19 protein-coding genes and 2 pseudogenes are annotated in these 19120 nt (G+C 63.0%); 12 read left to right on the plus strand and 9 right to left on the minus strand.

Going from position 1 to position 19120, the window contains the following annotated elements; genetic code table 11:
• Window positions 1–3: 3 nt before the first annotated feature.
• Window positions 4–1035: a class I SAM-dependent methyltransferase gene (locus KM295_RS14015; protein ID WP_256030598.1), complete on the plus strand. Its 1032-nt coding sequence runs from the start codon at window positions 4–6 to the stop codon at window positions 1033–1035.
• Between the two features lie 294 nt (window positions 1036–1329).
• On the opposite strand, the gene KM295_RS14020 is transcribed toward KM295_RS14015, so the two are convergent.
• Entirely contained in the window at window positions 1330–3651 is a 2322-nt protein-coding gene (locus KM295_RS14020; protein ID WP_256030599.1) for an amino acid permease, read from the minus strand.
• A 312-nt stretch (window positions 3652–3963) separates the two neighbouring features.
• Here KM295_RS14020 and KM295_RS14025 point away from each other — a divergent pair, with 312 nt between their 5' ends.
• The 3 genes from KM295_RS14025 (at window position 3964) to KM295_RS14035 (ending at window position 5347) form a co-directional block, all read left to right on the plus strand.
• Window positions 3964–4416: a TrkA C-terminal domain-containing protein gene (locus tag KM295_RS14025; protein ID WP_256030600.1), complete on the plus strand. Its 453-nt coding sequence runs from the start codon at window positions 3964–3966 to the stop codon at window positions 4414–4416.
• An 85-nt stretch (window positions 4417–4501) separates the two neighbouring features.
• Entirely contained in the window at window positions 4502–4894 is a 393-nt protein-coding gene (locus KM295_RS14030; RefSeq protein WP_256030601.1) for a 30S ribosomal protein S6e, read from the plus strand.
• A gap of 6 nt (window positions 4895–4900) precedes the next feature.
• The gene (locus KM295_RS14035) at window positions 4901–5347 is read left to right on the plus strand and encodes a DUF5807 family protein (RefSeq protein WP_256030602.1); all 447 of its coding nucleotides are present in this window, start codon (window positions 4901–4903) and stop codon (window positions 5345–5347) included.
• A gap of 31 nt (window positions 5348–5378) precedes the next feature.
• Here KM295_RS14035 and coaBC read toward each other — a convergent pair whose 3' ends face one another.
• The gene (gene coaBC / locus KM295_RS14040) at window positions 5379–6533 is read right to left on the minus strand and encodes a bifunctional phosphopantothenoylcysteine decarboxylase/phosphopantothenate--cysteine ligase CoaBC (RefSeq protein WP_256030603.1); all 1155 of its coding nucleotides are present in this window, start codon (window positions 6531–6533) and stop codon (window positions 5379–5381) included.
• A gap of 49 nt (window positions 6534–6582) precedes the next feature.
• The gene (locus KM295_RS14045) at window positions 6583–7104 is read right to left on the minus strand and encodes a type II toxin-antitoxin system RatA family toxin (protein ID WP_256030604.1); all 522 of its coding nucleotides are present in this window, start codon (window positions 7102–7104) and stop codon (window positions 6583–6585) included.
• 165 nt (window positions 7105–7269) lie between these two features.
• Here KM295_RS14045 and KM295_RS14050 point away from each other — a divergent pair, with 165 nt between their 5' ends.
• Window positions 7270–9186 (plus strand): ABC transporter ATP-binding protein, encoded by a 1917-nt coding sequence (locus KM295_RS14050; RefSeq protein ID WP_256030605.1) that lies wholly within the window; start codon window positions 7270–7272, stop codon window positions 9184–9186.
• Window positions 9187–9262: 76 nt separating this feature from the next.
• A complete protein-coding gene (locus KM295_RS14055) occupies window positions 9263–10558 on the plus strand; it encodes an MFS transporter (RefSeq protein WP_256030607.1) in 1296 nt (431 codons plus the stop codon).
• Window positions 10559–10570: 12 nt separating this feature from the next.
• Here KM295_RS14055 and KM295_RS14060 read toward each other — a convergent pair whose 3' ends face one another.
• Window positions 10571–11605: a phosphate signaling complex PhoU family protein gene (locus KM295_RS14060; protein ID WP_256030608.1), complete on the minus strand. Its 1035-nt coding sequence runs from the start codon at window positions 11603–11605 to the stop codon at window positions 10571–10573.
• A gap of 163 nt (window positions 11606–11768) precedes the next feature.
• The gene (locus KM295_RS14065; RefSeq protein WP_256030609.1) at window positions 11769–12815 is read right to left on the minus strand and encodes an NAD(P)/FAD-dependent oxidoreductase; all 1047 of its coding nucleotides are present in this window, start codon (window positions 12813–12815) and stop codon (window positions 11769–11771) included.
• 247 nt (window positions 12816–13062) lie between these two features.
• On the opposite strand from KM295_RS14065, the gene KM295_RS14070 reads away from it, so the two are divergent.
• Window positions 13063–13698 (plus strand): DUF7110 family protein, encoded by a 636-nt coding sequence (locus KM295_RS14070; protein WP_256030617.1) that lies wholly within the window; start codon window positions 13063–13065, stop codon window positions 13696–13698.
• An 84-nt stretch (window positions 13699–13782) separates the two neighbouring features.
• A pseudogene (locus tag KM295_RS17165) lies at window positions 13783–13884 on the plus strand (RNA-guided endonuclease InsQ/TnpB family protein); the annotation flags it as partial.
• A gap of 182 nt (window positions 13885–14066) precedes the next feature.
• Here the strand turns inward: KM295_RS17165 and KM295_RS14075 are convergent.
• Entirely contained in the window at window positions 14067–14636 is a 570-nt protein-coding gene (locus tag KM295_RS14075) for an adenylate kinase (RefSeq protein WP_256030610.1), read from the minus strand.
• The gene (locus KM295_RS14080) at window positions 14636–14920 is read right to left on the minus strand and encodes a DUF5789 family protein (protein WP_256030611.1); all 285 of its coding nucleotides are present in this window, start codon (window positions 14918–14920) and stop codon (window positions 14636–14638) included. The genes KM295_RS14075 and KM295_RS14080 overlap by 1 nt, the downstream gene beginning before the upstream one ends.
• Before the next feature lie 180 nt (window positions 14921–15100).
• On the opposite strand from KM295_RS14080, the gene KM295_RS14085 reads away from it, so the two are divergent.
• Together KM295_RS14085 and KM295_RS14090 are read left to right on the plus strand one after the other, a co-directional pair.
• A complete protein-coding gene (locus tag KM295_RS14085; protein WP_256030612.1) occupies window positions 15101–15655 on the plus strand; it encodes a diadenylate cyclase in 555 nt (184 codons plus the stop codon).
• A 138-nt stretch (window positions 15656–15793) separates the two neighbouring features.
• Window positions 15794–16120, plus strand: coding sequence for a hypothetical protein (locus KM295_RS14090; protein ID WP_256030613.1), 327 nt, complete (start codon window positions 15794–15796; stop codon window positions 16118–16120).
• 588 nt (window positions 16121–16708) lie between these two features.
• On the opposite strand, the gene KM295_RS14095 is transcribed toward KM295_RS14090, so the two are convergent.
• Entirely contained in the window at window positions 16709–17443 is a 735-nt protein-coding gene (locus KM295_RS14095) for a helix-turn-helix domain-containing protein (RefSeq protein ID WP_256030614.1), read from the minus strand.
• A gap of 194 nt (window positions 17444–17637) precedes the next feature.
• Here KM295_RS14095 and dpsA point away from each other — a divergent pair, with 194 nt between their 5' ends.
• Both dpsA and KM295_RS14105 read left to right on the plus strand, forming a co-directional pair.
• Window positions 17638–18183 carry a DNA starvation/stationary phase protection protein DpsA gene (gene dpsA / locus KM295_RS14100; RefSeq protein WP_256030615.1) on the plus strand — a complete coding sequence of 182 codons (546 nt, stop codon included), beginning with the start codon at window positions 17638–17640 and terminating at the stop codon, window positions 18181–18183.
• Window positions 18184–18381: 198 nt separating this feature from the next.
• Window positions 18382–18777: a CBS domain-containing protein gene (locus KM295_RS14105; protein ID WP_256030616.1), complete on the plus strand. Its 396-nt coding sequence runs from the start codon at window positions 18382–18384 to the stop codon at window positions 18775–18777.
• Between the two features lie 150 nt (window positions 18778–18927).
• Here the strand turns inward: KM295_RS14105 and KM295_RS14110 are convergent.
• Window positions 18928–19120 (minus strand): annotated as a pseudogene (locus KM295_RS14110) (RNA-guided endonuclease TnpB family protein); the annotation flags it as partial.

Consider the following 19120-nt stretch of genomic DNA (forward strand, 5'->3'; position numbering starts at 1 on the left):
CCCATGGCCGACAGGACCGACGATCTGGCGGCGATCGTCGAGAAACCGCGGGCCGAGACCGTGATCGAGTCGCTCCGCTCGGAGGGGGTCTACGACGAGACCCGGCGTGTCGAGCCCCGCGACGGGACCCACGTGGCGATCCCGGTCACCGCAGTCCCCGACTCGACGGACGTCTCTGCCGTCCGCCGGATCGACCTCCCGCGGCGGAGTCGGGGGCTGGAGGCGATCCTCCGTGAGCGTGGCGCCGACGAATCCGTCGCCGAGGCCGCGCCGTCGTCGTGGGCGGTCATCGGCAGCGTCGTTCTGGTCGATTTCGGCGACGTCTCGGCCCCCGGGACGCTCGCGGAAGCCGACCGAAAGACCGTCGGGGAGGCCCTGCTGACGTTGCACGGCAACGCCGATACCGTCCTCGCACGCGGGGGGATCGAAGGGCAACGGCGGGATCCCTCGGCGGCGGTCGTCGCCGGCGTCGGCGAGACCGAGACCGTCCACGTCGAACACGGGACCGAGTACGCGATCGACTTCGCCGAAGTGATGTTCTCGCCGGGGAACAAAGCCGAGCGCGCCCGGATGGGCGAGGTCGTCGCCCCCGGCGAGCGCGTCTTCGATATGTTCGCCGGGATCGGCTACTTCACACTGCCGACGGCGAAGGCGGGCGCGACGGTGACCGCCGCCGAGATCGATCCCGACGCCTACCGGCTTCTGGTCGAGAACGTCCGGCGCAACGGCGTCACCGACCAAGTCCGGACGGTATTGGGCGATTGCCGGGGCGTCGAGACGGTCGCCGACCGCGTCGTTGCGGGGTATTACGACGCCTACGAGTACCTCGACTCGGCGCTGGACGCGCTCGTTTCCGGCGGGATGTTGCATCTCCACGAGGCGACGCCCGAACCGCTGTTTCCGGACCGTCCCCTCGATCGGCTGACCGACGCGGTCAAAGCCGCCGATCGATCGCTCGAGGTGCGCGACACGCGGCGGGTAAAGAGCCACAGCGCGGGAGTCGTCCACGGGGTCGTCGACGCCCGGGTCGAGTAGCGGGAGCTATACCCGGGAGCTGGTTCCGGCCCCGGGGCGGACCGCTCGGTCCCCGTCTCGGGCGAGGGGATTATATGAAGTGAAAATGAAAAGCACGTATGGACCGACAGAAACTCATGGCGATCTTCTTTGCGCTGTTGATGGCGATGTGGATGATCGCCACCGCCGCGACGCTGATCTAGAGGCTCTCGGAGGTATCGGCTTGCGGGGCTCTCACCGATCGATTCCCGCCGAACAGAGACATCGGGGAAGACGGCCGTCGCGTTGGCCGACGACTCGAACCAGGCGATGGCGTCAGGTTTCGACGGTGCGTCGACCTGTTTCGCCCCGGACCTGGTCCGTCCACTTGAGCAGATACCGGTATACGGGAAAGAGGTAGTCCTCGATCTGTTCGGGGACGCTCGTCGAACTCGCGTAGACGAGCACCGGAACGCCGTCCAGTTTCGCCCGCTGGATCACCGAATCGGGGGTGCTTCCGAACACCCACTGGCGGAGCCGGCGGTCCCGCGAGGCGCCGATGACCAAAATTCCGCCTTCGCTTTTGGCTTTTTCGACGAGCCCCTCCCCGATACTCGCCGCGGAGACGTTGTACACGTGGAGGTCCGGAACGCTGTTTAATTCCGAGACGGTCCGGGCCGGATCCTCCGCCGTTTCCTCGCCGACCGGATCGACGGAGATGACGTTCACTTCGATCCCCTGCTCGCCGAGTTGCCGAACGAGCTTTGCCGCCGCCAGGTGATGGGGGCCGCCGCCCGCCCCGATGTTTATCCGTTCGACGTCGGTCGTTCCGATCCCGCTCGCGAACACGACGTCGCACGGCGCCGTATACTCGACCTGCTTCGTGATCTCGTCGTTCTCTTCGGGGTAGCCCATGAGGATCAGATCGACACCGTCCGTCCGTGCCGACTGGAGAATATCGAAGGCGACGTCCCGGCAGGTGTGGCCCTCGACCGTGTACTCGACGCTCAGATCCTCGTTTTCGAGGACTTCCTCGATCCGTTCGACCCGCTCGCCTGCGACGTCGGCCATGACCTCGTGAGGGGTCTGATCGGGGATTTCGGTGACGGTGACCACCTCGATCAAGGGCTCTTTTTTTTGTCCGGCCGCAAGTAGCTCGGCCAGTCGGACGTGTGCGGGCGCGTTGTCGGGTCTGGCGATGGGAACCAGAACGCGGAAATACTCCCTGTCCGGTTCGACTGACCGTTCCGTTTCGGCCTCCTCTCCTCGGGCGGGTTCGGGGGGATACACCCGCCGGACCAGTTCGTCGATCTCCCGCTGTCCGCCCCACGCGAGATAGATACCCAACAGCGCGACGGTCAGGCCGACTCCGGTCACGACGCCGCGCCGGGGGAGGTTGTAGATCAACCCGAGGTTCGCGAGGATCCCGAGTACGGGAACGACCGGCACACCCGGCACACGGAACCCCCGTTCGATGTCGGGAAACGCCCGCCGGTGGTAGATCAACGCGCCGTTGACGATCGCAAGCGGCAAGAGCAGATTGAACGTCGCAAAGCCGGTAAGGACCGTTAGTCCGAGATTGATCGGAGCGATCCCGCCCTCGCTGGGGAAAAGGGCGATGAACACGACGATGAGCGTGACGATCGCCCCCGTCGCCGCCGTCACGCTCCAGAAGGGTGTCCGGAACGCGGAGTGGATCCGTGCGAATGCCCGCGGCGCCTGTCCCCGTCGGCCCATGAGCGATCCGATACTCGAGGCTGCGAGAATAGACGCGTTCGACGCCGACACCATCGAAAAGACCGCTCCGGCGACGATCAACGACCGGCCGATCGGGCCGAGAAACCCGGCTGCAACCTCGCCCATCGCCGTCTCGCCCTCCCGGGCGATGACTTCGGGCGGGACCGTCGAGTTCGTCATCGCGACGATGACGAGCGCATAGAGGACGGTAACGGTGATGATGCTCGCGGCGATGGCTCGCGGCACCGTCTTCCGCGGTTCGATTATCTCGCCCGCGCTGGCGGCGATCGCGGAGAACCCGAAGAACGTGATGAACGCGAGCGCGGCGATCGAGAGGATCCCGACGATATCGGTCGAAAACTGTGCGGTGAAATTCCCCACCGCAGTGGTCGGGCCACGGAAGGTGAACGCGCCGGCGATAAACGCGATGAGCACCGCGACTTTCGCACCCGAAACGAGCAGCTGGAACGTTCCGGACTCCTCGGTCCCACGGGCGTTCAATACACCCAGCAACACTGCCGCGAGTACCGCTGTCGACCCGTGTGGGAGCCACGCCAGTTGCTCGGGAAGTACGAACCTGACGAACCACTCGTCCATCGTCGCGAGATAGAACGCGGTCGTTCCGGTATACCCCAAAAAGAGCGACATCCCGATCCCGTAGGTCAAATACTCCCGGTCTTCGAAAGTGCGTGAGGTGAACAGATACCCCCCGCCGTTTTCGGAGTAGATAGACGCGAACTCCGAGTACGCCGCCGCCGTGATTCCGGCGATGACCGCCGCGATCACGAAGGCGATGACCGCACTGGAGCCGATCTCCGCGACCGCGGTCCCCGAAAGCGAGAAGATCCCGGCGGCGATCATGGTCCCGAGACCGATGGCGAACGCGATCTTGAAATCGAGCGTTCGAGTGTGTTCGACCATTATCTAGATCACCATCGCGGGAACTGGACCGTCGATCGGTCGCTCCGATCGATTGATCCGCGTTTCACCGAACAACTTCATACCGGATGAATACCCGAATTTTATTTAAAAGTACTGACTATACTTGCGGGATGAAAATTTATACCGCCTTTATTTCGGTTACTCAAACGCACCGTGTTCCCGTTGGAGTGCCGATGGCACGAACCTATAACACAGCCTGGCTCGCAGGACGGGTATGAACGACGGCGTCCGGCTCGACGACATCGACCGGCGGATCCTGTAATCGGCGGGCAGACGAATCCCCACGTCCCCGTGGTCGGGGAGGATACGGCCGATCTCCGGCAGATCGGGCGAGAGATCTCGAAGTACAGCGTCGAGATCAAAGACGAGTTCCTCGTTCAGCGTCAGATGCGGTTCCCCTACGATTCGTTCGGTCCCTCGGAGAGCCGGCGTGCGGACCCGCTGAAAGACTACATCAGCCTGCGCGGCCGGGCGGACGTCGTCGAGTTGACCGTACAGGAGAACGCTCCGATCGCCGGCCGAACGCTGGAGGAAGCCACCCGGGACGGCGTTCTCGACGAGGACACGCTCGTCGTCGCGATCGAGCGCGACGAGACCGTGAAAACACCGCAGGGGGACACCGAGATCCGTCCCCACGATATCGTGACGGTGCTTTCCCCGGCGGGCGATCAACGGATCGTATTGCAGGCGTTTCAGGGACCGGAGATCTCGGGAGTCGGCGAAGACGGTGACGGGAGTAGCTGATCTTCGTACACGCACAGAGAAGACAGACGCCGAACCCGACGGCCGTTTCAATACCCTTTTGGCCTCGGATCCAGTGTTCATCGGTATGGCAGACTTTCAGGTCATCGTCGGCGACGACGACGGGACCACCTACTCGTTCGAGGTCGACGGACAGGACGCAAACCGGTTCATCGGCCGATCGATCGGCGAGACGGTCGACGGCGACGCGGTCGATCTCCCGGGGTACGAGATCGAGATCACGGGCGGCTCCGACCGGGCCGGCCGGCCGATGCACGGCGAGATCGACGGCGCGGAGACGAAGGCGATCCTCTCGACGGGCGGCGTCGGCTTCGACCCCACTGTCGACGGCGAGCGGAAACGCGTCACGGTCCGCGGCGCGGAGGTCTCCGAGGAGACCCGCCAGATCAACGCGAAGGTCGCGACCCGCGGCGAGGAGTCGATCGAGGAACTGCTCGGCGAAGACGGCGACGAGGAGTAACCCGTCGTGAGCGACGGTCCCGAAACGAGCGCCCTTCAGGGGGCGTTCTGCCGCGGGGAGCGCCCCGACGACGTCCTCATCTATCTCCACGAGGAGGGAATCGGATCGATCGAGGACCTCCTCGAGATCGGCTCGCGCGTCGAGGACGGCGTCGTTCTGGTGTTACCCGGCGAGGAGGGCCGGGCAGCGTTCGAGCAGGCGACGGGGCTCGGCGCGATGGATTTTGCGGGGATGGCGATGGACACCGACGGCGAGATCGACGCCGACTGTACGGGCGGGACCTGTCCCGACGCCCAGAACGGCGAGGACCACTACGTCAAGTTTCTCTTCGCCTTCGTCGAGGAAGAAAACGAGGCCGTCGGCGGGCTCTACGCCGAGGGCGACGTCCTCCACGGCTATGCCGCCTGCGCCTGCGGGACGACCTACTCGGAAAAACGCGTCATCGAGGCATGATCTCCACTCTCCGACGACAGTAACGCGACAGCTATCCGAGCGTTTCGGCGAGCGCGTCGGCGATGTGACCGCCCACCTCGGCTTTGTTTCCCTCCCGAACCGTCACGTCGTCCGGCCCGACGAGGAGAACGCGGGTCGTCTCGCTGCCCATCACGCTCGCGTCGTTGGCGACGACGAACGATAACTCCGCCCGCCGGAGCGTCTCGCGGGCCCGTTCTATCATCGCCTCGTCGTCGTCGCCCGCTTCGAGTTTGAAGCCGACGATCGAAAGCCCAGGGTACTCCTCGCGGACCGTATCGATGAGCTTCGGCGTCGGTTCCAACTCCAGCGTCAGCGACTGCCCCGAACGGATCTTCTCGGGGGCGGTCTCGACGGTGTAATCGCCGATCGCGGCCGCCGAGACGAGCGCGTCGGCTTCCTCCGCGACCGACCGGACCGCATCGAGCATCTCCGCCGCGCTTTCGACCGACAGGACGTCGGCGTAGGGCACGCGCTCCCCGTTGTGGACGAGTGTCACGTCGGCCCCGCGGACGTAGCAGGCCTTCGCGACGGCGCGGCCGGTCCGCCCCGAGGCGCGGTTCGTGAGCACCCGAACCGGGTCGATCGCCTCGCTGGTCGGACCGCTCGTGACGACGACGTGGCGGCCGGCCAGCGGCCGTTCGCCGGCGGCGCGGGCGACCGCGAGGACGATCGCTTCCTCGCTTGCGATCTTGGCCTTTCCTTCCTCGAGTCTGGGGTCGACGAAGTCTATGTCCCACGATTCGAGGCGTTCGATCGCCTCGAGGACGCCGGGGTGGTCGTACATCGGCTCGTGCATCGCCGGCGCGATGACGACCGGCACGTCCGCACCGAGCGCCGTCGTCGCGGTCGTCGTCACCGGCGTGTCGTCGATCGCGCCCGAGACCTTCCCGATCGTGTTCGCCGTCGCGGGCGCGAGCAACAGGACGTCGGCCCAGCCGTCGTATCCGCACAGCTCGACGTGTTCGACCGAGCCCGTGATCTCCGTCGTGACCGGGTTTTCGGTCGCGAACTCGACGGCCCACGGGTGAACGATGCCGCGTGCGGCGTCGGTCATCACTGCCCGGACCTCGGCGCCCTGCCTGCGGAGTTCGTGGGCCAACTCGACTGTCTTGACCGCCGCGATCGAGCCCGACACGCCCAACGCGACGTTTTCGCCCGCGAGCATCGACGGACGTTCGATGCGACGATATAAAAACTACCGTGGCTCCGGCCGCTCACCCGGTCGCGATCCGCAACTCGACGTCGCGGGTCTCACCCTCCAGATCGGCGACGACGCGGCGGACGATGCGTTCGGCCTCGCTTTCGATCTTCGGTTTGATCTTCTCTATGACCCACTCCAGGGAGACGAACAGCGGGAGGTCGATGCCCCCGTCGTCGACCGATTCGGAGGCGTACTCGACGACGAGCGTGACCTCCGTTTTCGGGTCGGCGTCTTCCCCGGGCGTTCCCTCCCCGATCGGTTCGACGAGCCACCGGCCGGCGGCGTCGATGTCCTCCGTCAGCCGCCACTCGATCCGTTCGGGGGGGTCGAGCTCGATCACCTCCGAGTGGGCCGTATACGTCAGCTTCCACCACGCGAACTCGAGTTCGTACTCCGTGCCGGTCCCGCCGTCGCCGAACTGCCGGACCGACCGGAGGTATTCGGAATACTCCGCGTATTCCCGGAACCCGAGGAGGAACTCGTAGACCTCCGCCGGCGGGAGATACACGACCGTGCTCACTTCGACCCGTCTCACATCCGTCCGTGGGGCGGATCGATCCTAAACGTTCCCCCTGCCTGCGGCGTCGGCGGTCGGACGTCGGCGATCAGCCAGCCTGCGGTGTCGCCGGCCAGACGCCGCCGGCCGTGCGCGATCGCCCGCGAGCGCGGGATCTTTGAGGCCGTACCCGCAACGTTTGGTATGTCCGAGGACAAAGGCGGCTTCGAGGACGTCCGCGAGAGCCTCGATGGGCATCCGATCCGGAGCCTGCTCGCCTACGCCCGGCCCTACTGGATCCGGCTGACCGCCGGCGTCTTCACCTCCTTCTGTACGCGGTTCGCCAGACTCGTTCCGCCTATCGTCGTCGCGACGGCGATCGACCGCGTGGTGTTACAGTCGGGCGAGCCCGGCCTCCTCTCCGAGGTCGGAGTCGCCCCCGGCGGCGAGATCACCGGCGAGGCCGCCCGTATCGCGCTCTTAGAACAGCTCGTCGTCATCGCGGTGCTGGCGTATCTCGTCCGGTCGGCGACCCGGTTCGCCTCCCGCTACCTGCTCCAGTCGACCGCCCAGAAAGTCCAGCGGGACCTCCGGAACGACACCTACGACCACCTCCAGCACCTCTCGATGGACTTTTTCGTCTCACATCAGACCGGCGGCATGATGTCGATCCTCAACAGCGACATCAACCGCCTGGAGCAGTTCCTCAACACCGAGTTCCGCCAGCTGATCCGCGTCGTCGCGACGGTCGGCGGGATCTCGATCGTGCTGTGGACGTACTCGCCGAAACTCGCGCTCGTTGCCCTCGCGCCCGTCCCGGTCATCGGCCTCGCGAGCGGGCTCTTTCTCGACTGGATCGAACCGCGGTACAAATCCATCCGGGAGACGGTCGCCCGGCTGAACACGCGACTCGAGAACAACCTCGGCGGAACGGCGGTCATCAAGACTTTCAACCGCCACGCCTTCGAGCGCGGCCGGGTCGCCGCCCAGAGCCGGACCTACCACGACGAGAAGGTGGCCGCGCTGCGCATCCGCCGGGCGTTCTTCGCCTCGCTCCGGCTGACGACCGGCGTCGTCTTCGTCCTCGTCCTCTATATCGGCGGGTCGGACATCATCGCCGGCGATCCCGGCGCGCTGTCGGCGGGTGCCTTCGCGCTTTTCTTCCTGTATCTCCGGCGGCTGTACTCGCCGATGCGCCGGGTCGGGAAGTCGGCCAACAGGTACCAGCTCGCGAAATCGAGCGCCGAACGGGTGTTCGGCCTGCTCGGCAAGGAGCCGACCGTGACCGAACCGCCGGACTCCCACGAGCCCGAATCCGTGACCGGCGACGTCGCCTTCGAGGACGTGACGTTCGGGTACGGCGGCCGCGATCCCGTGATCCGGAACGTCTCCCTCGAGGTCCCGGCGGGAACGACGATCGGACTCGCGGGCCCGACCGGCGCGGGGAAATCGACGCTTCTGAAACTGCTGCCCCGGTTTCACGACGTCGATTCGGGGTCGGTCCGCGTCGACGGCGTCGACGTCCGCGAGTACGGCCTCCGGGCGCTCCGTGAGGAGATCGCGATCGTCGAACAGAACCCCTACCTGTTTTCGGGCACGGTCGCCGAAAACATCGCCTACGGCGACCGGGCGGTGCTGGACGCCGAGTGGGACGAGGGGACCAACGTGACCGAAACAGAAGGTCGCGATCGGATCGTCGAGGCCGCGAAGGCCGCCGAGGCCCACGAATTCATCCGGGAACTCCCGGAGGAATACGACACGACCGTCGGCGAACGGGGTGTCAAGCTCTCGGGCGGGCAACGACAGCGGCTCGCTATTGCGCGGGCGCTGCTCAACGACCCGTCCATCATCGTCTTCGACGAGGCGACCTCCGACGTGGACACCGAGACGGAGGAACTCATCCAGGAGAGCCTCGATCGACTCATCGAGGACCGGACCGCCTTCGTCATCGCCCACCGGCTCTCGACGATCCAAGAGGCCGACCGCATCGTCGTCATGGAGGACGGTGAGATCACAGAATCGGGGACCCACGAGGACCTGCTCGATCTCGGCGGCGTATACGCCACGCTCTGGCGGTCACAGGCCGATTCGGACCCCCAGGTCCGCGTCCTCGAGGACTGACGAGTGGAATTCGATCCACGAGGCCGCCTCGTTGGACACCGCAACATTTACCGAAGGATCGGAAGAAGTGGCGACTGTGAGCTTGTTGCACGATCCGACCAAACGGCGCTGGCTCGGCTGGGGCGCGCTCGCGCTCGTGTTCCTGCTCGTCAATATCCACCGGCTCTCGACGGCGGTCCTCTCCGAGCAGCTGACGACCGACTTCACGATCTCGGCCACCCAGCTCGGGACGCTGCACGCCTCGTTTTTCATCATCTACGCGTTCAGCCAGATCCCGGCCGGCGCGCTCGCGGATCGCTACGGCCCACGGTACGTCGGCTCGCTCGGCGCGACGGTACTCAGCCTCGGCGCGATCGGGTTCACCGTAAGCAGCGGCTATCCGGCCGCCCTCGCCTCGCGGGCGCTCGTCGGGCTCGGTAGCAGCGTGATCTTCGTGACGATCCTGCGGTTCTGTGCGAACTGGTTCCGGGTCGACGAGTTCGCGACGATGACCGGGCTGACTGCCGGGGGGGCGGCCGGTACCGGGGCGATCCTCGCGACGACGCCGCTTGCCGTCTCCGTCGAGTGGTTCGGCTGGCGTTCGACCGTGTCCGGTCTCGGCGTCGTGGGCTTTCTCGCCGCGGCCGCCGTCTTCGTTCTCGCACGACAGTCGCCGATGGCGGCCGGACTCGATCCGATCGAGGACGTCCCCGAACAGGACTCGGTCACGCTCGCCGAGACGGCCGGGTATCTCAAACAACTCGCGACCGATCCCGACCAGTGGTTGCTCTCGACCGTGTTCTTCTCGGGGATGGGGACGATCCTGACGGTGATCGGCCTGTGGGGCGTCCCGTATCTCGTCGCGGTGTACGACCTCGACGTCACGACGGCGTCGTATTTCACCTTACTCGGCTCGGTCGGAATCTTGGTCGGGGGGCCGGGCGTCGGCTGGCTCTCCGATCGGATCGGTCAGCGCTTCCTCCCGATGATCGCCGGCTTCGCCCTCTTCGTGGTCGTCCTCTCCGTGATCCCGATCCTCGGCTCGCCGCCGCTTTTCGTCGTCGCGCTCCTGTATCTCCTCATCGGCTGCTGTCTCGGCGTGACGATGCTCGCGTTGCCGATCATCAAAGAGCGGTACCCGACTGAGGCAAGCGGCGTCGCGACCGCGGTCGTCAACGGGGCCGGCTTCTTCGGCGCGACCGTCCTGCCGACGCTGATGGGTTTCGCGGTCGACAGATACCGGACCGGCGACGTCGTCGACGGCACGGCCGTCTACACCGAGTTCGGCTACCGGGTCGCCTTCGCGATCACCGCCGCCTTCGTCGGGGTCGCCCTCTGTAGTACGGTGGTGCTGTACGTCCGCCAGCGGCGTCGCGAGGCGTCCCCCCTGTAGTACGCCGTCTCGTCACTTGATCGTCACGTGGCCGCTGTCCTCGTCGAGCGCGAGGTTCGTCGCGATCTCGGCGTTCCGAACCGCGTACTGGGCGGTCTGGCCCAGGCTGACGAGCACTTCCCGCACCCGGAGGAGGTCCTCGTTCGGCATCTCCTCTAGGTCCTCGAGGATCTCGATCTCGCGGTTGCGGATCTCGGCGAAGGCCTCCCGGGTCTCGATGGCCATGTCGTAATCGCGGTTGACCGCGGCCTGGACGCCGAGTTCGGTGAGGTCGTTCACCTGGTCGGTGAACTCCCTGATCCGGCGCATCGTCGCGCTGTCGACGTTGAGCGTGTGGCCCTCGGTCTCAAGGACGATCTCGGCGATGTCCTCGGCGTTGTCGGCGGTGAGTTCGAGGTTCTTCGCGATCGAGCGGTAGCCGATAAGCGGAAAACCCGAATCCAGCCCAACAGTGCGGGCGAGGTTCGGGTTCTGGTAGGCGGTGAAGATCAGCCGCAACAGCAACACGAAGATCTTGTTGGCCTGGCGTTCGCGGTTCAGCGCCCGCTGGGCCAGATCGGGGTTGCCGTGGGCAAGCGCCTTGATACCCTCGTTTCGCATCGTCGACCCCGTCGATTCGAGTCGCTCGAGGAGGTTATCCAGCGTGAAGTCCTCGGGGTCGACCGAACAGCGGATCGCGATCCGCTCGGGCGTCTCCTCGATGACGCCCAGCCCCATCAACTGTGTCTCGGCGTTGTAGACGGCGTTGATCTGGGCGGAATCGAGCGTTCCCCCCTCCTCGACCTCGACGTGGATGATCCGCCGGCCGAGGACGTACTGGGCGACGATCGCCCGCTCGACGGAATCCGCATCGAGATTCTGTGCGTGGATGACCGCCTCGCTTTCCTCCTTCTGGACGGACTCGGGCATGACGGTGAGCGTCCCCTTGCTCCCCTCCCGGAGCGACACCTCGTCGCCCTTCTCGACGTCCTGGTCGCTCGCCCACTCGGCCGGCAGCGTCATCGCCAGCGTCGATGGGCCGAGCCGTTGTACCTTGCGTGTCTCCATATTACCATTATTGTTCTCTGCTACCTTAATATTCACTATATGCGTGATTATTGTAGGACGAACAGTAATACTGTACAATGTCGGGGGCGATCGACCGCCCGGAGTACTGGCTGGCGGTTACTGTGACGCAGCGCGGATACGGGAAACGAGAACGGAGCGCCGTTCAGTCGTCGTCCGCCGCCGCCGCCGCCGGTTCGCTTCGGGCGCCGCCGGCGTGGCCCTCGTGGGTGACGGCGTGGCGCAGCAGTTCCTCGGAGACCGCCGGCACGTCGGCGTCCGTGACCGGGCCTCGCTCCTCGATCTCCTCGACCGTCCGGGGGAACGCCCGCAGATCGTAGTGGTTGCCGATCCCACAGCGGGCGCCCTCGCCCATCGCCGTCGGGATCTGGTTGTGGCCGGGCGTGACGTCGCCGACGGCGTAGATCCCGTCGACGTTCGTACGGCCGTGGTCGTCGACTGCGATCGTCCCGTCGTCGTTGAGCTCGACGCCGAGCGATTCCGCGAGATCGGTGTTGTAATCCGAGCCGTACATCGGAAAGCCCCCGCGGTACTCCTCGATCGTCCCATCCTCGAAGACGAAGGCAGAGAGCCAGCCGTCGTCGTCTTTCTCCATACCGGCGATCTCCGCCTCGACGACGTCGATCGGGTGGTTCTCGAGCATCGTTTCGGTCTCGTCGGACCACTCCGGTTCCTCCCCCCGGGTGAGGATATCGACGTCCGACGTGAAGTTCAGCATGATCATCGCCACGTAGGCGGCGGAGTCGTCGGTTCCCATCACGTAGACCGGCTCGTCGACGAACATGTACGCATCACAGTGCAAACAGTAATGCAGCCCCATCCCCGTCCGGGGCAACGGCGGGTCGGGGCGCTCGTCGGAAAAGCCCGTCGCCAACACGACGTGTTCGCTCGTTATCTCGGTATCGCCGGCCGTCAGGCGGTACCCTTCCTCGATCGGTTCGATACCGGTCACGGTCCCCCGTCGGTAGTCGGCGCCGTAGGATTCGACCTGTTCTATCGCCGTCTCCAGGAACTCCTTCCCGGAGACGTCCTCGGTGACGCCGATGACGTTGTGGGTATCGAGCATCATCGCCGCCCGACCCCCACCTCGGTTGATCACCGCGGTCTCGTGTCCGAGCCGGGCCCCATACAGCGCCGTCGTTAGCCCGGCTGGGCCCCCGCCGACGACCGTCACCTGGTAGTGCTCCGTCATCACCTAGTTGTATCGCTCCCAGCGGCTTAACTCCCCGGTCGGTCGTGTCCCGGCGGCGAAAAACCGATGCCGACCACGGTCGCAGCCACCGCCGTCCGGACGACGCGGGGCGAACAGGTCCGCCGGACTGCGAGGGTGTGACACGATTTAACATGCTGAAGGGCAGGTGATATAAGTGATGAGCGCGTATATCGAGGCGAACCACTCGCTTCAGGGGGACTGCCCCCGCTGTGGGACAGGGTACACTATGACCAGTCGCGTATACAGACTTCATTCGACACTGGAACTGCAGCTCGAGGACGTCCACGAATTCTTCGACGAGTACGAGTTGCCCGTCGAGATCGAGGACGTCGAAGTAACGAGGCGAAACAACACTCTCATCGTCAGCGCCGTTGCCGCCGAGAACAACATCTCGAAGTACACGCCGACCGCACAACTGAAGGCGAGTATCACGGAAAACCGGCTGTACGAGACCGAGGACGGATGGCAGGAGACACCGCCCGAAAACCAGGAGGGCGGGGCGTCCGTCGGCGACGACGACGGTCCCCAGTGGGGGAACTTCGGCGACGGCGGCCAGATGCAAGAACAGGAACTGGAAGTGAACTCGAAGCTCGTCGAGTACGCCTGTTTCAAGGGCGACCGCGAGACGGTCTTACAGAACACGGCGCTTCAGTACCCCATGTTCGAGGTGCTGTGTGGGCTCGCAAAATACGCTGATAAGGGGGCACTCACCGCGATCGCGGCTGTCGACGACGAACTCGAAGCCGTCCGGATCGTCGACGGCGAAGAGCGGGCCGCAAGCGTCGAGGTCATCGACGACCCCCGGGAGCGCGAGTCCGAGAACACGGTCAACTGGCGCGACAACAAGTTCATTAGCGAGTAGCCGACCCCACCTTGCTTTGCTCACCCTGATGAGTCGCTCGTGGAGGGTAGGGTTTTGCCGTCAGTTGTCACGGGGGAGGAAGGTCGTTTCTCGCCCACGTCGGGCAGCGCAGGCGCACCAGTAGATGTGCGTGTAAATGGTGGGACGCTGGACGGCGACGGCTATCGGCCCCTCGCCGAAAGCTGATCGCAGGGAGTACGGACCAAAGCTACTGAAAGGCAAAGCCGTTGACGAGCGTGGCTCTGCCAGTGGCCCCACCCCAACGAGCGAACCGCCTACTTCGCGACACAACGGGCTCGGCGACTCGGCGTACTCGGGGACTACTGAATGTGACGTAGTGTGCGGCGCTTTGGATGTCGGTCGTGACCTCAGCTGTGACCGTCGTCGAGTATTTCGAGCAGTTCGGTTGCGGCTTCGTTGACCCCGCCGCTGTTCTCGACGAACTCGATCGGCGCGTTTTGATCGCGGGCGTACTCGAGCGCTGCCGACCGGTTGAGATGCTGTTCGAACTCGATCGTTCGAGGGGAAGCAGGCTCTATATCCCGGTCACTCCGGTCGCGTCGATCGACGATCAGCGCCGGCTCGGCTTCGACAACGACGAATAGATCCGGAGAAATTTCACTGAGGACGTCGTCAGGGAGGCCGTCGATAAACCCCTTGTCAGTGTCGACGGCCAAATGTGTCGCCAACAGGATGTGATCCCCCTCGGCGCGATCGGCAACAAACTCACCAGCTCGCCGCTGGAGGCGACGGATTTTCCGATGCGACACCGACGACAGCTCGTCACGATTTGTGGTAATATCGTGTGCAGCCGCTTGCTCGAGCATGCTGTCGCCGAAATTGATGAGCGTGTACTCCTCCGGGAGGTCTTTTCTGGCCGTCTGGCAGATACTCGACATTCCGACACCGGTAACGCCCGAAACAACCGTCACAGGCATCAGAAATGCACCTCCTCGTTTTCGTCTCCGACTGATGTCCCGCGGTCGTCGTAGAACTTCCGGCCAATGAACGCGTCGCTAACGAACGTTACGAGCGTATCGTAGAGTTCGTCGCTGGACCGGAAATTCTCCGTTTCAGTACGCTTGAGGACATCTGCGATCGCTTCGGTTTGGCCGCTCGGCGCATCTAGGTCCGTATCGCCGACAGCGTTGACGACCGACTCTTTCGTTGCCGGAAAGTCTATTTCTCGGGCAAAGAGGTCTCGTGTCTCCGGGAGCCTCATATTCAGCTCTTACGCCGAGGTATATTATTATTAATGATAAGAGAACTACTGGCGACGGCCGGGAGCCCTCCCGGCCACGAAATTACAGCAGTCGACTGCTCTATCTGTTCGAGGCGATCGTCGCCTATCGGATCCGGGCAGAATTTAATAAACTCCCGTAATAATCGTGATAACAGGTCTATGGAAGAACTGGACCAAGTTCTGAAAAAGTACGCGACCAGTCAGGATCTCATGGACGAGATCCGATACGTCGCCGAATCATTAAGCATGGAGTTCGATAAGTGGGACGAACAGTATGTAAGTGGTCCAAGCCTGTATTTTCTGATCGTTGCCGAAACCGAGTTCGAAGAATACACCGACCCGCTCGGAGAAAACACCTGGCCGACCGATCGGTGTAAACTTGTTCACGACTCGTCTTCGGCTTTTCGGCGGGTTGCCGAAGACGTCGCATTCAGCCGGGATGGCGCTATCATCGTGACCGGTGATGGATCGGTTCAACGACAGATGGTTCGGGTTAGAAGCCCCAGTCATACCGAGGTGCCAGCTGTCGCGGAGCTTGAATACCCCGATTGGATGGGAACCAAACACATGAGTGCCCTAGAAACATCGCTCCGGGAGAACGTGCTGTGGGCAATCACGCTCAGCGAAGAGGATGGTCGTGTCACCACGTATCTTGATGGCACATATCAGGACTACCCCCGGGATGAAATCGGTGGCCGGTGGCGGCCCGATTAACTGCTCGTCTCCATCGGTTGAACGCAGCCCGGCAGTCAGTCTTCACAACAGCGTACCTCATCCGTGGCTATCAAGGGATATCCAACGTCGCTACCTGTGGCGTGTGAGATACACGCCCTATGTCTTGTACGCCAACCAATGGAGACGACCATCGCCGAGCTTGACGGACTCATGTTAGCACGGCTAGAGGGTGAAGATCGAGTGTTCGAGGTAAGCTTCGAGTTAATCGACCCAACCGACGTCACTCTCCGGTTCCTGCGGAACGGCAACCGCGTTGGAAGCATCTACAAAGACGACGGGACGAACCGAGCGATGGCACGGCTGACGACGGGACGTGATGGAACCGACTTTATCGGAATCGGGGTGCCCAAAGAGTTCGTTGCCGACCTGCTCGACACCGCGGTCGAGGCTGGCCGAGTCACTGAAAAGGGGGCGGTTGAGGGATACCGACTACGGGTGCTGTGAGCGCTGTCAGTAGCTTCGGGTTCACTGAGCCACAATTCACTCCGAACCAGTGTCGAGTAGATCAAGTATCACCTGATCCCATCTCCGGTTAATACAGCCTCTGGCTCTACATCTTGCACAGCTCTTCCTAACAGAATACCGAGAAGAATTGGACCGATCCTCTCACCGGCGCCCGCCACCGCAGGTGAAGGTGTTATACGCCGCGCGGTTGGATTTCTCGCCGGTCGTTTGCCTCCGCCCGATTGGCAGCATCCTCGAGTAGTGACTCCGATTCTGTATCAATCGCCTCGAACAACCATCCATTTAGGGCCGATCTTGACCTGTCTCTCGGCGGCGGCGACCCACGACGGATCAGCCGGTGCCGGGTGTATAGAACCTCAGCCAAATCGTGCGTTCAGTTTCACGCTGGTCGATTGCCCTGTGGCCTGTTGACCGATGAGAAATCAACGTGTGGCCGCGTCCGGTAGTAAAAGTCGTGAACGTCTAATTAGCTCCCTTTCAGTTCGACCTTTTCGAAAATCGAACGCGATTGCTCTCGAGATCGTGTTCCATCCCGTCTTCTCCGAACACGACCTGTCTCTGTGCGTATCAGGGCATATCGTCGACGAGCGTGGCGAACAGTTGTGATTCGGCCCGTTGGAGCCGATACTGCAACGTTGACCGCGCAACATCTAGGCGCTCGCTGAGTTCAGTGATCGTACATTCCCGTGGCGTCTCGTAATAACCGTGTGCGACAGCTGCTTTGATCGCCTTCCGCTGGGCGTGTGAGAGTTCGGTTGCGGTGAGTGTCCCGGCTCGCCACCCATGCTGGCTCGTGACATGTTCGAGATCGAGTGTGACGCCGTCACGGAGTTCCGCATTGACCGCGTCGTAGAGCCTCCCAACGCCTGTGTCGTCCGGCATGAGTACGGTCCACTCGTAGGTGCTTCCGGTTCGCTCGGTCTCGAAGAGCACGCCTGAACCGACGTGTTCGACAGCCAGGTACGGAATAGAGTGACAGCCATGGATCTCACGGCGGTGTGTGTACAGTACCCTGTACGTCGGTGCCCGGTCCAGCACCTCGTGGCTACGTTCGGTGTCGCAGCTGACGGCGTGACACTCGTTGCACCGACTTTCATCGACGAAGAGTTCCTCGATCCGGTCGAGGGCGCTCTCGGGGCCGAACAGGTTATCCACGCGCCACATGTGTTCGGCTGTCGCCACACATGTCGTCGACAGTGCCTTCACATCCGGATGGTCGATGAACGCATCCACCAGCTTGTCCACACCGCGTTCATACGACAGCGTGAAAACGAACTCCCGCATACACGCATCTTGGAACATACCAATATTATTCCTCCGATAATTCGATTTGCCCACTGTCCTCTATGCGTTAAAATCTCCCGTTTTAACCGCTCTACTTCGTTTCAAAAATATTAATGAGTGGATATCGTGTCATCCGGAGATATCCGGCGTGAGATTCTGCATATATCCGAACAAAGTCCGAAGTTAATAGCCCCCTTCTATCGTATACAGCGATGGAGACAGAACCCACTACCGCCGACCGTACCGTACTACAGACTGCTGACGCACACGAAGCGAACCCGCTGGGGATCGATGAGGAAGCGGCTGCGGAGCTCGTCGTGACACTCAACGACTCCCTCGCTACCCTGCAGATCCTCGCCCGGCAGATTCAAAAGCACCACTGGAACGTCGAAGGGCCGGAGTTCCTCAGTATTCATGAATTCTTGGGCGATAGTTACGAGAACATAGAGGAGGCCACCGACGATCTCGCCGAGCGCATAACGGCACTCGGAGGCGTTCCCGTAGCAGGCCCGGAAGCAGCCATCGAGCGTAGCCTCGTTGCCTTCGAGGGCGAGACAGTGTACGACATCCGGTCGTCGATTGAGGCCGACCTCGCTGCCTACGAGACACTGGCGACGACACTCCGTGAGGACGCACTGCTTGCCCAGCAACTGGGTGACCTGGGAACAGCCGATCTCTTACAGGACATCCTCTCTGAAATCGAAGACGACGCCCACCACATCGACCACTTCCTAGAGGACGACACGCTCCAGCGGTAACCGGACCGTTACCACTGCGTCAACCGTCGGGATTCAAACGTACGGGATCATCTTGAGAGTCTGGAGATGGTACTCGAACACTGTGTGGAGCGCTGTGACGACAAGTGTGGGGGTCACAATCAGTACAGCCGGGAAGGTCCCAACCACCGTATTGCAGGGAGGTGAACTATTATTTAACACGCTCTGTTAAAGTAGACCATGGCTGATCAGACTGTTGAGAAACTGATGAGTTCGCCGGTACTGACTGTTGCTCCGAACGACTCTGCCGCGGAGGTGGCCGATGCGATGAGAGAAGCCGGGGCCAACTCCGTCGTCATCATCGACGAGGAGTGCCACCCAGTTGGGATCCTCACATCGACAGATTACGTCACGATGACTTCGGACGCTGTCGATCCCCACCGGACGTCTGTAGATGCCTTCGCGACGACCGATCTCATAACGACAAGACCGGATGAGACGATTGAAACTGCAGCGACGGTAATGACAACGCACAACATCAGCCACCTGCCAGTCGTCGATGACAACGGAGAGGCTGTCGGTATCATTACCACAACAGATCTGGCAGAATACCTGGCCAACCAAAGCGACGAATAAGTACGGGATAGCCCGTCACTACCGTTCAGTCCTCGTTGAGCCGCCGCTCCATCGCTATCAAGTACGCTGCGGCGGCAGTATGGTCGTCGTGGTCTGCATAGTCAAGTCCAGCCTTTGCGCGTTTACAGCCGTCTGACATCCTCCACACGGCTACAGCCGTGGGGTTCCCCCACTGGGGGTTGAACCCACGGACACGGAGCGGTTCGCAGGTTCGTCGTCACATTGGACGATGACCTGCGTTTCGGGCTGTGCCAGTACAGCCCCCACCTCGGACAGCGGTTTCGAGAACTTGCCCAAGGCTCGTTTACCGATATTCAGCGCACCGTTCTTGTCTGCGTTGTCG

Source organism: Natronomonas aquatica (assembly GCF_024449025.1).
Classification (GTDB): Archaea; Halobacteriota; Halobacteria; order Halobacteriales; family Haloarculaceae; genus Natronomonas; species Natronomonas aquatica.

Excerpts from the sequence above, each read along its gene's own strand:
- KM295_RS14090 (WP_256030613.1), top strand. The coding sequence starts at position 15,794 with ATGGAGACGACCATCGCCGAGCTTGACGGACTCATGTTAGCACGGCTA.
- KM295_RS14105 (WP_256030616.1), top strand. The coding sequence starts at position 18,382 with ATGGCTGATCAGACTGTTGAGAAACTGATGAGTTCGCCGGTACTGACT.
- KM295_RS14070 (WP_256030617.1), top strand. The coding sequence starts at position 13,063 with ATGACCAGTCGCGTATACAGACTTCATTCGACACTGGAACTGCAGCTC.
- KM295_RS14080 (WP_256030611.1), bottom strand. The coding sequence starts at position 14,920 with ATGAGGCTCCCGGAGACACGAGACCTCTTTGCCCGAGAAATAGACTTT.
- coaBC (WP_256030603.1), bottom strand. The coding sequence starts at position 6,533 with ATGCTCGCGGGCGAAAACGTCGCGTTGGGCGTGTCGGGCTCGATCGCG.
- dpsA (WP_256030615.1), top strand. The coding sequence starts at position 17,638 with ATGGAGACAGAACCCACTACCGCCGACCGTACCGTACTACAGACTGCT.
- KM295_RS14095 (WP_256030614.1), bottom strand. The coding sequence starts at position 17,443 with ATGTTCCAAGATGCGTGTATGCGGGAGTTCGTTTTCACGCTGTCGTAT.
- KM295_RS14030 (WP_256030601.1), top strand. The coding sequence starts at position 4,502 with ATGGCAGACTTTCAGGTCATCGTCGGCGACGACGACGGGACCACCTAC.
- KM295_RS14075 (WP_256030610.1), bottom strand. The coding sequence starts at position 14,636 with ATGCCTGTGACGGTTGTTTCGGGCGTTACCGGTGTCGGAATGTCGAGT.
- KM295_RS14065 (WP_256030609.1), bottom strand. The coding sequence starts at position 12,815 with ATGACGGAGCACTACCAGGTGACGGTCGTCGGCGGGGGCCCAGCCGGG.
- KM295_RS14085 (WP_256030612.1), top strand. The coding sequence starts at position 15,101 with ATGGAAGAACTGGACCAAGTTCTGAAAAAGTACGCGACCAGTCAGGAT.
- KM295_RS14060 (WP_256030608.1), bottom strand. The coding sequence starts at position 11,605 with ATGGAGACACGCAAGGTACAACGGCTCGGCCCATCGACGCTGGCGATG.
- KM295_RS14020 (WP_256030599.1), bottom strand. The coding sequence starts at position 3,651 with ATGGTCGAACACACTCGAACGCTCGATTTCAAGATCGCGTTCGCCATC.
- KM295_RS14015 (WP_256030598.1), top strand. The coding sequence starts at position 4 with ATGGCCGACAGGACCGACGATCTGGCGGCGATCGTCGAGAAACCGCGG.
- KM295_RS14050 (WP_256030605.1), top strand. The coding sequence starts at position 7,270 with ATGTCCGAGGACAAAGGCGGCTTCGAGGACGTCCGCGAGAGCCTCGAT.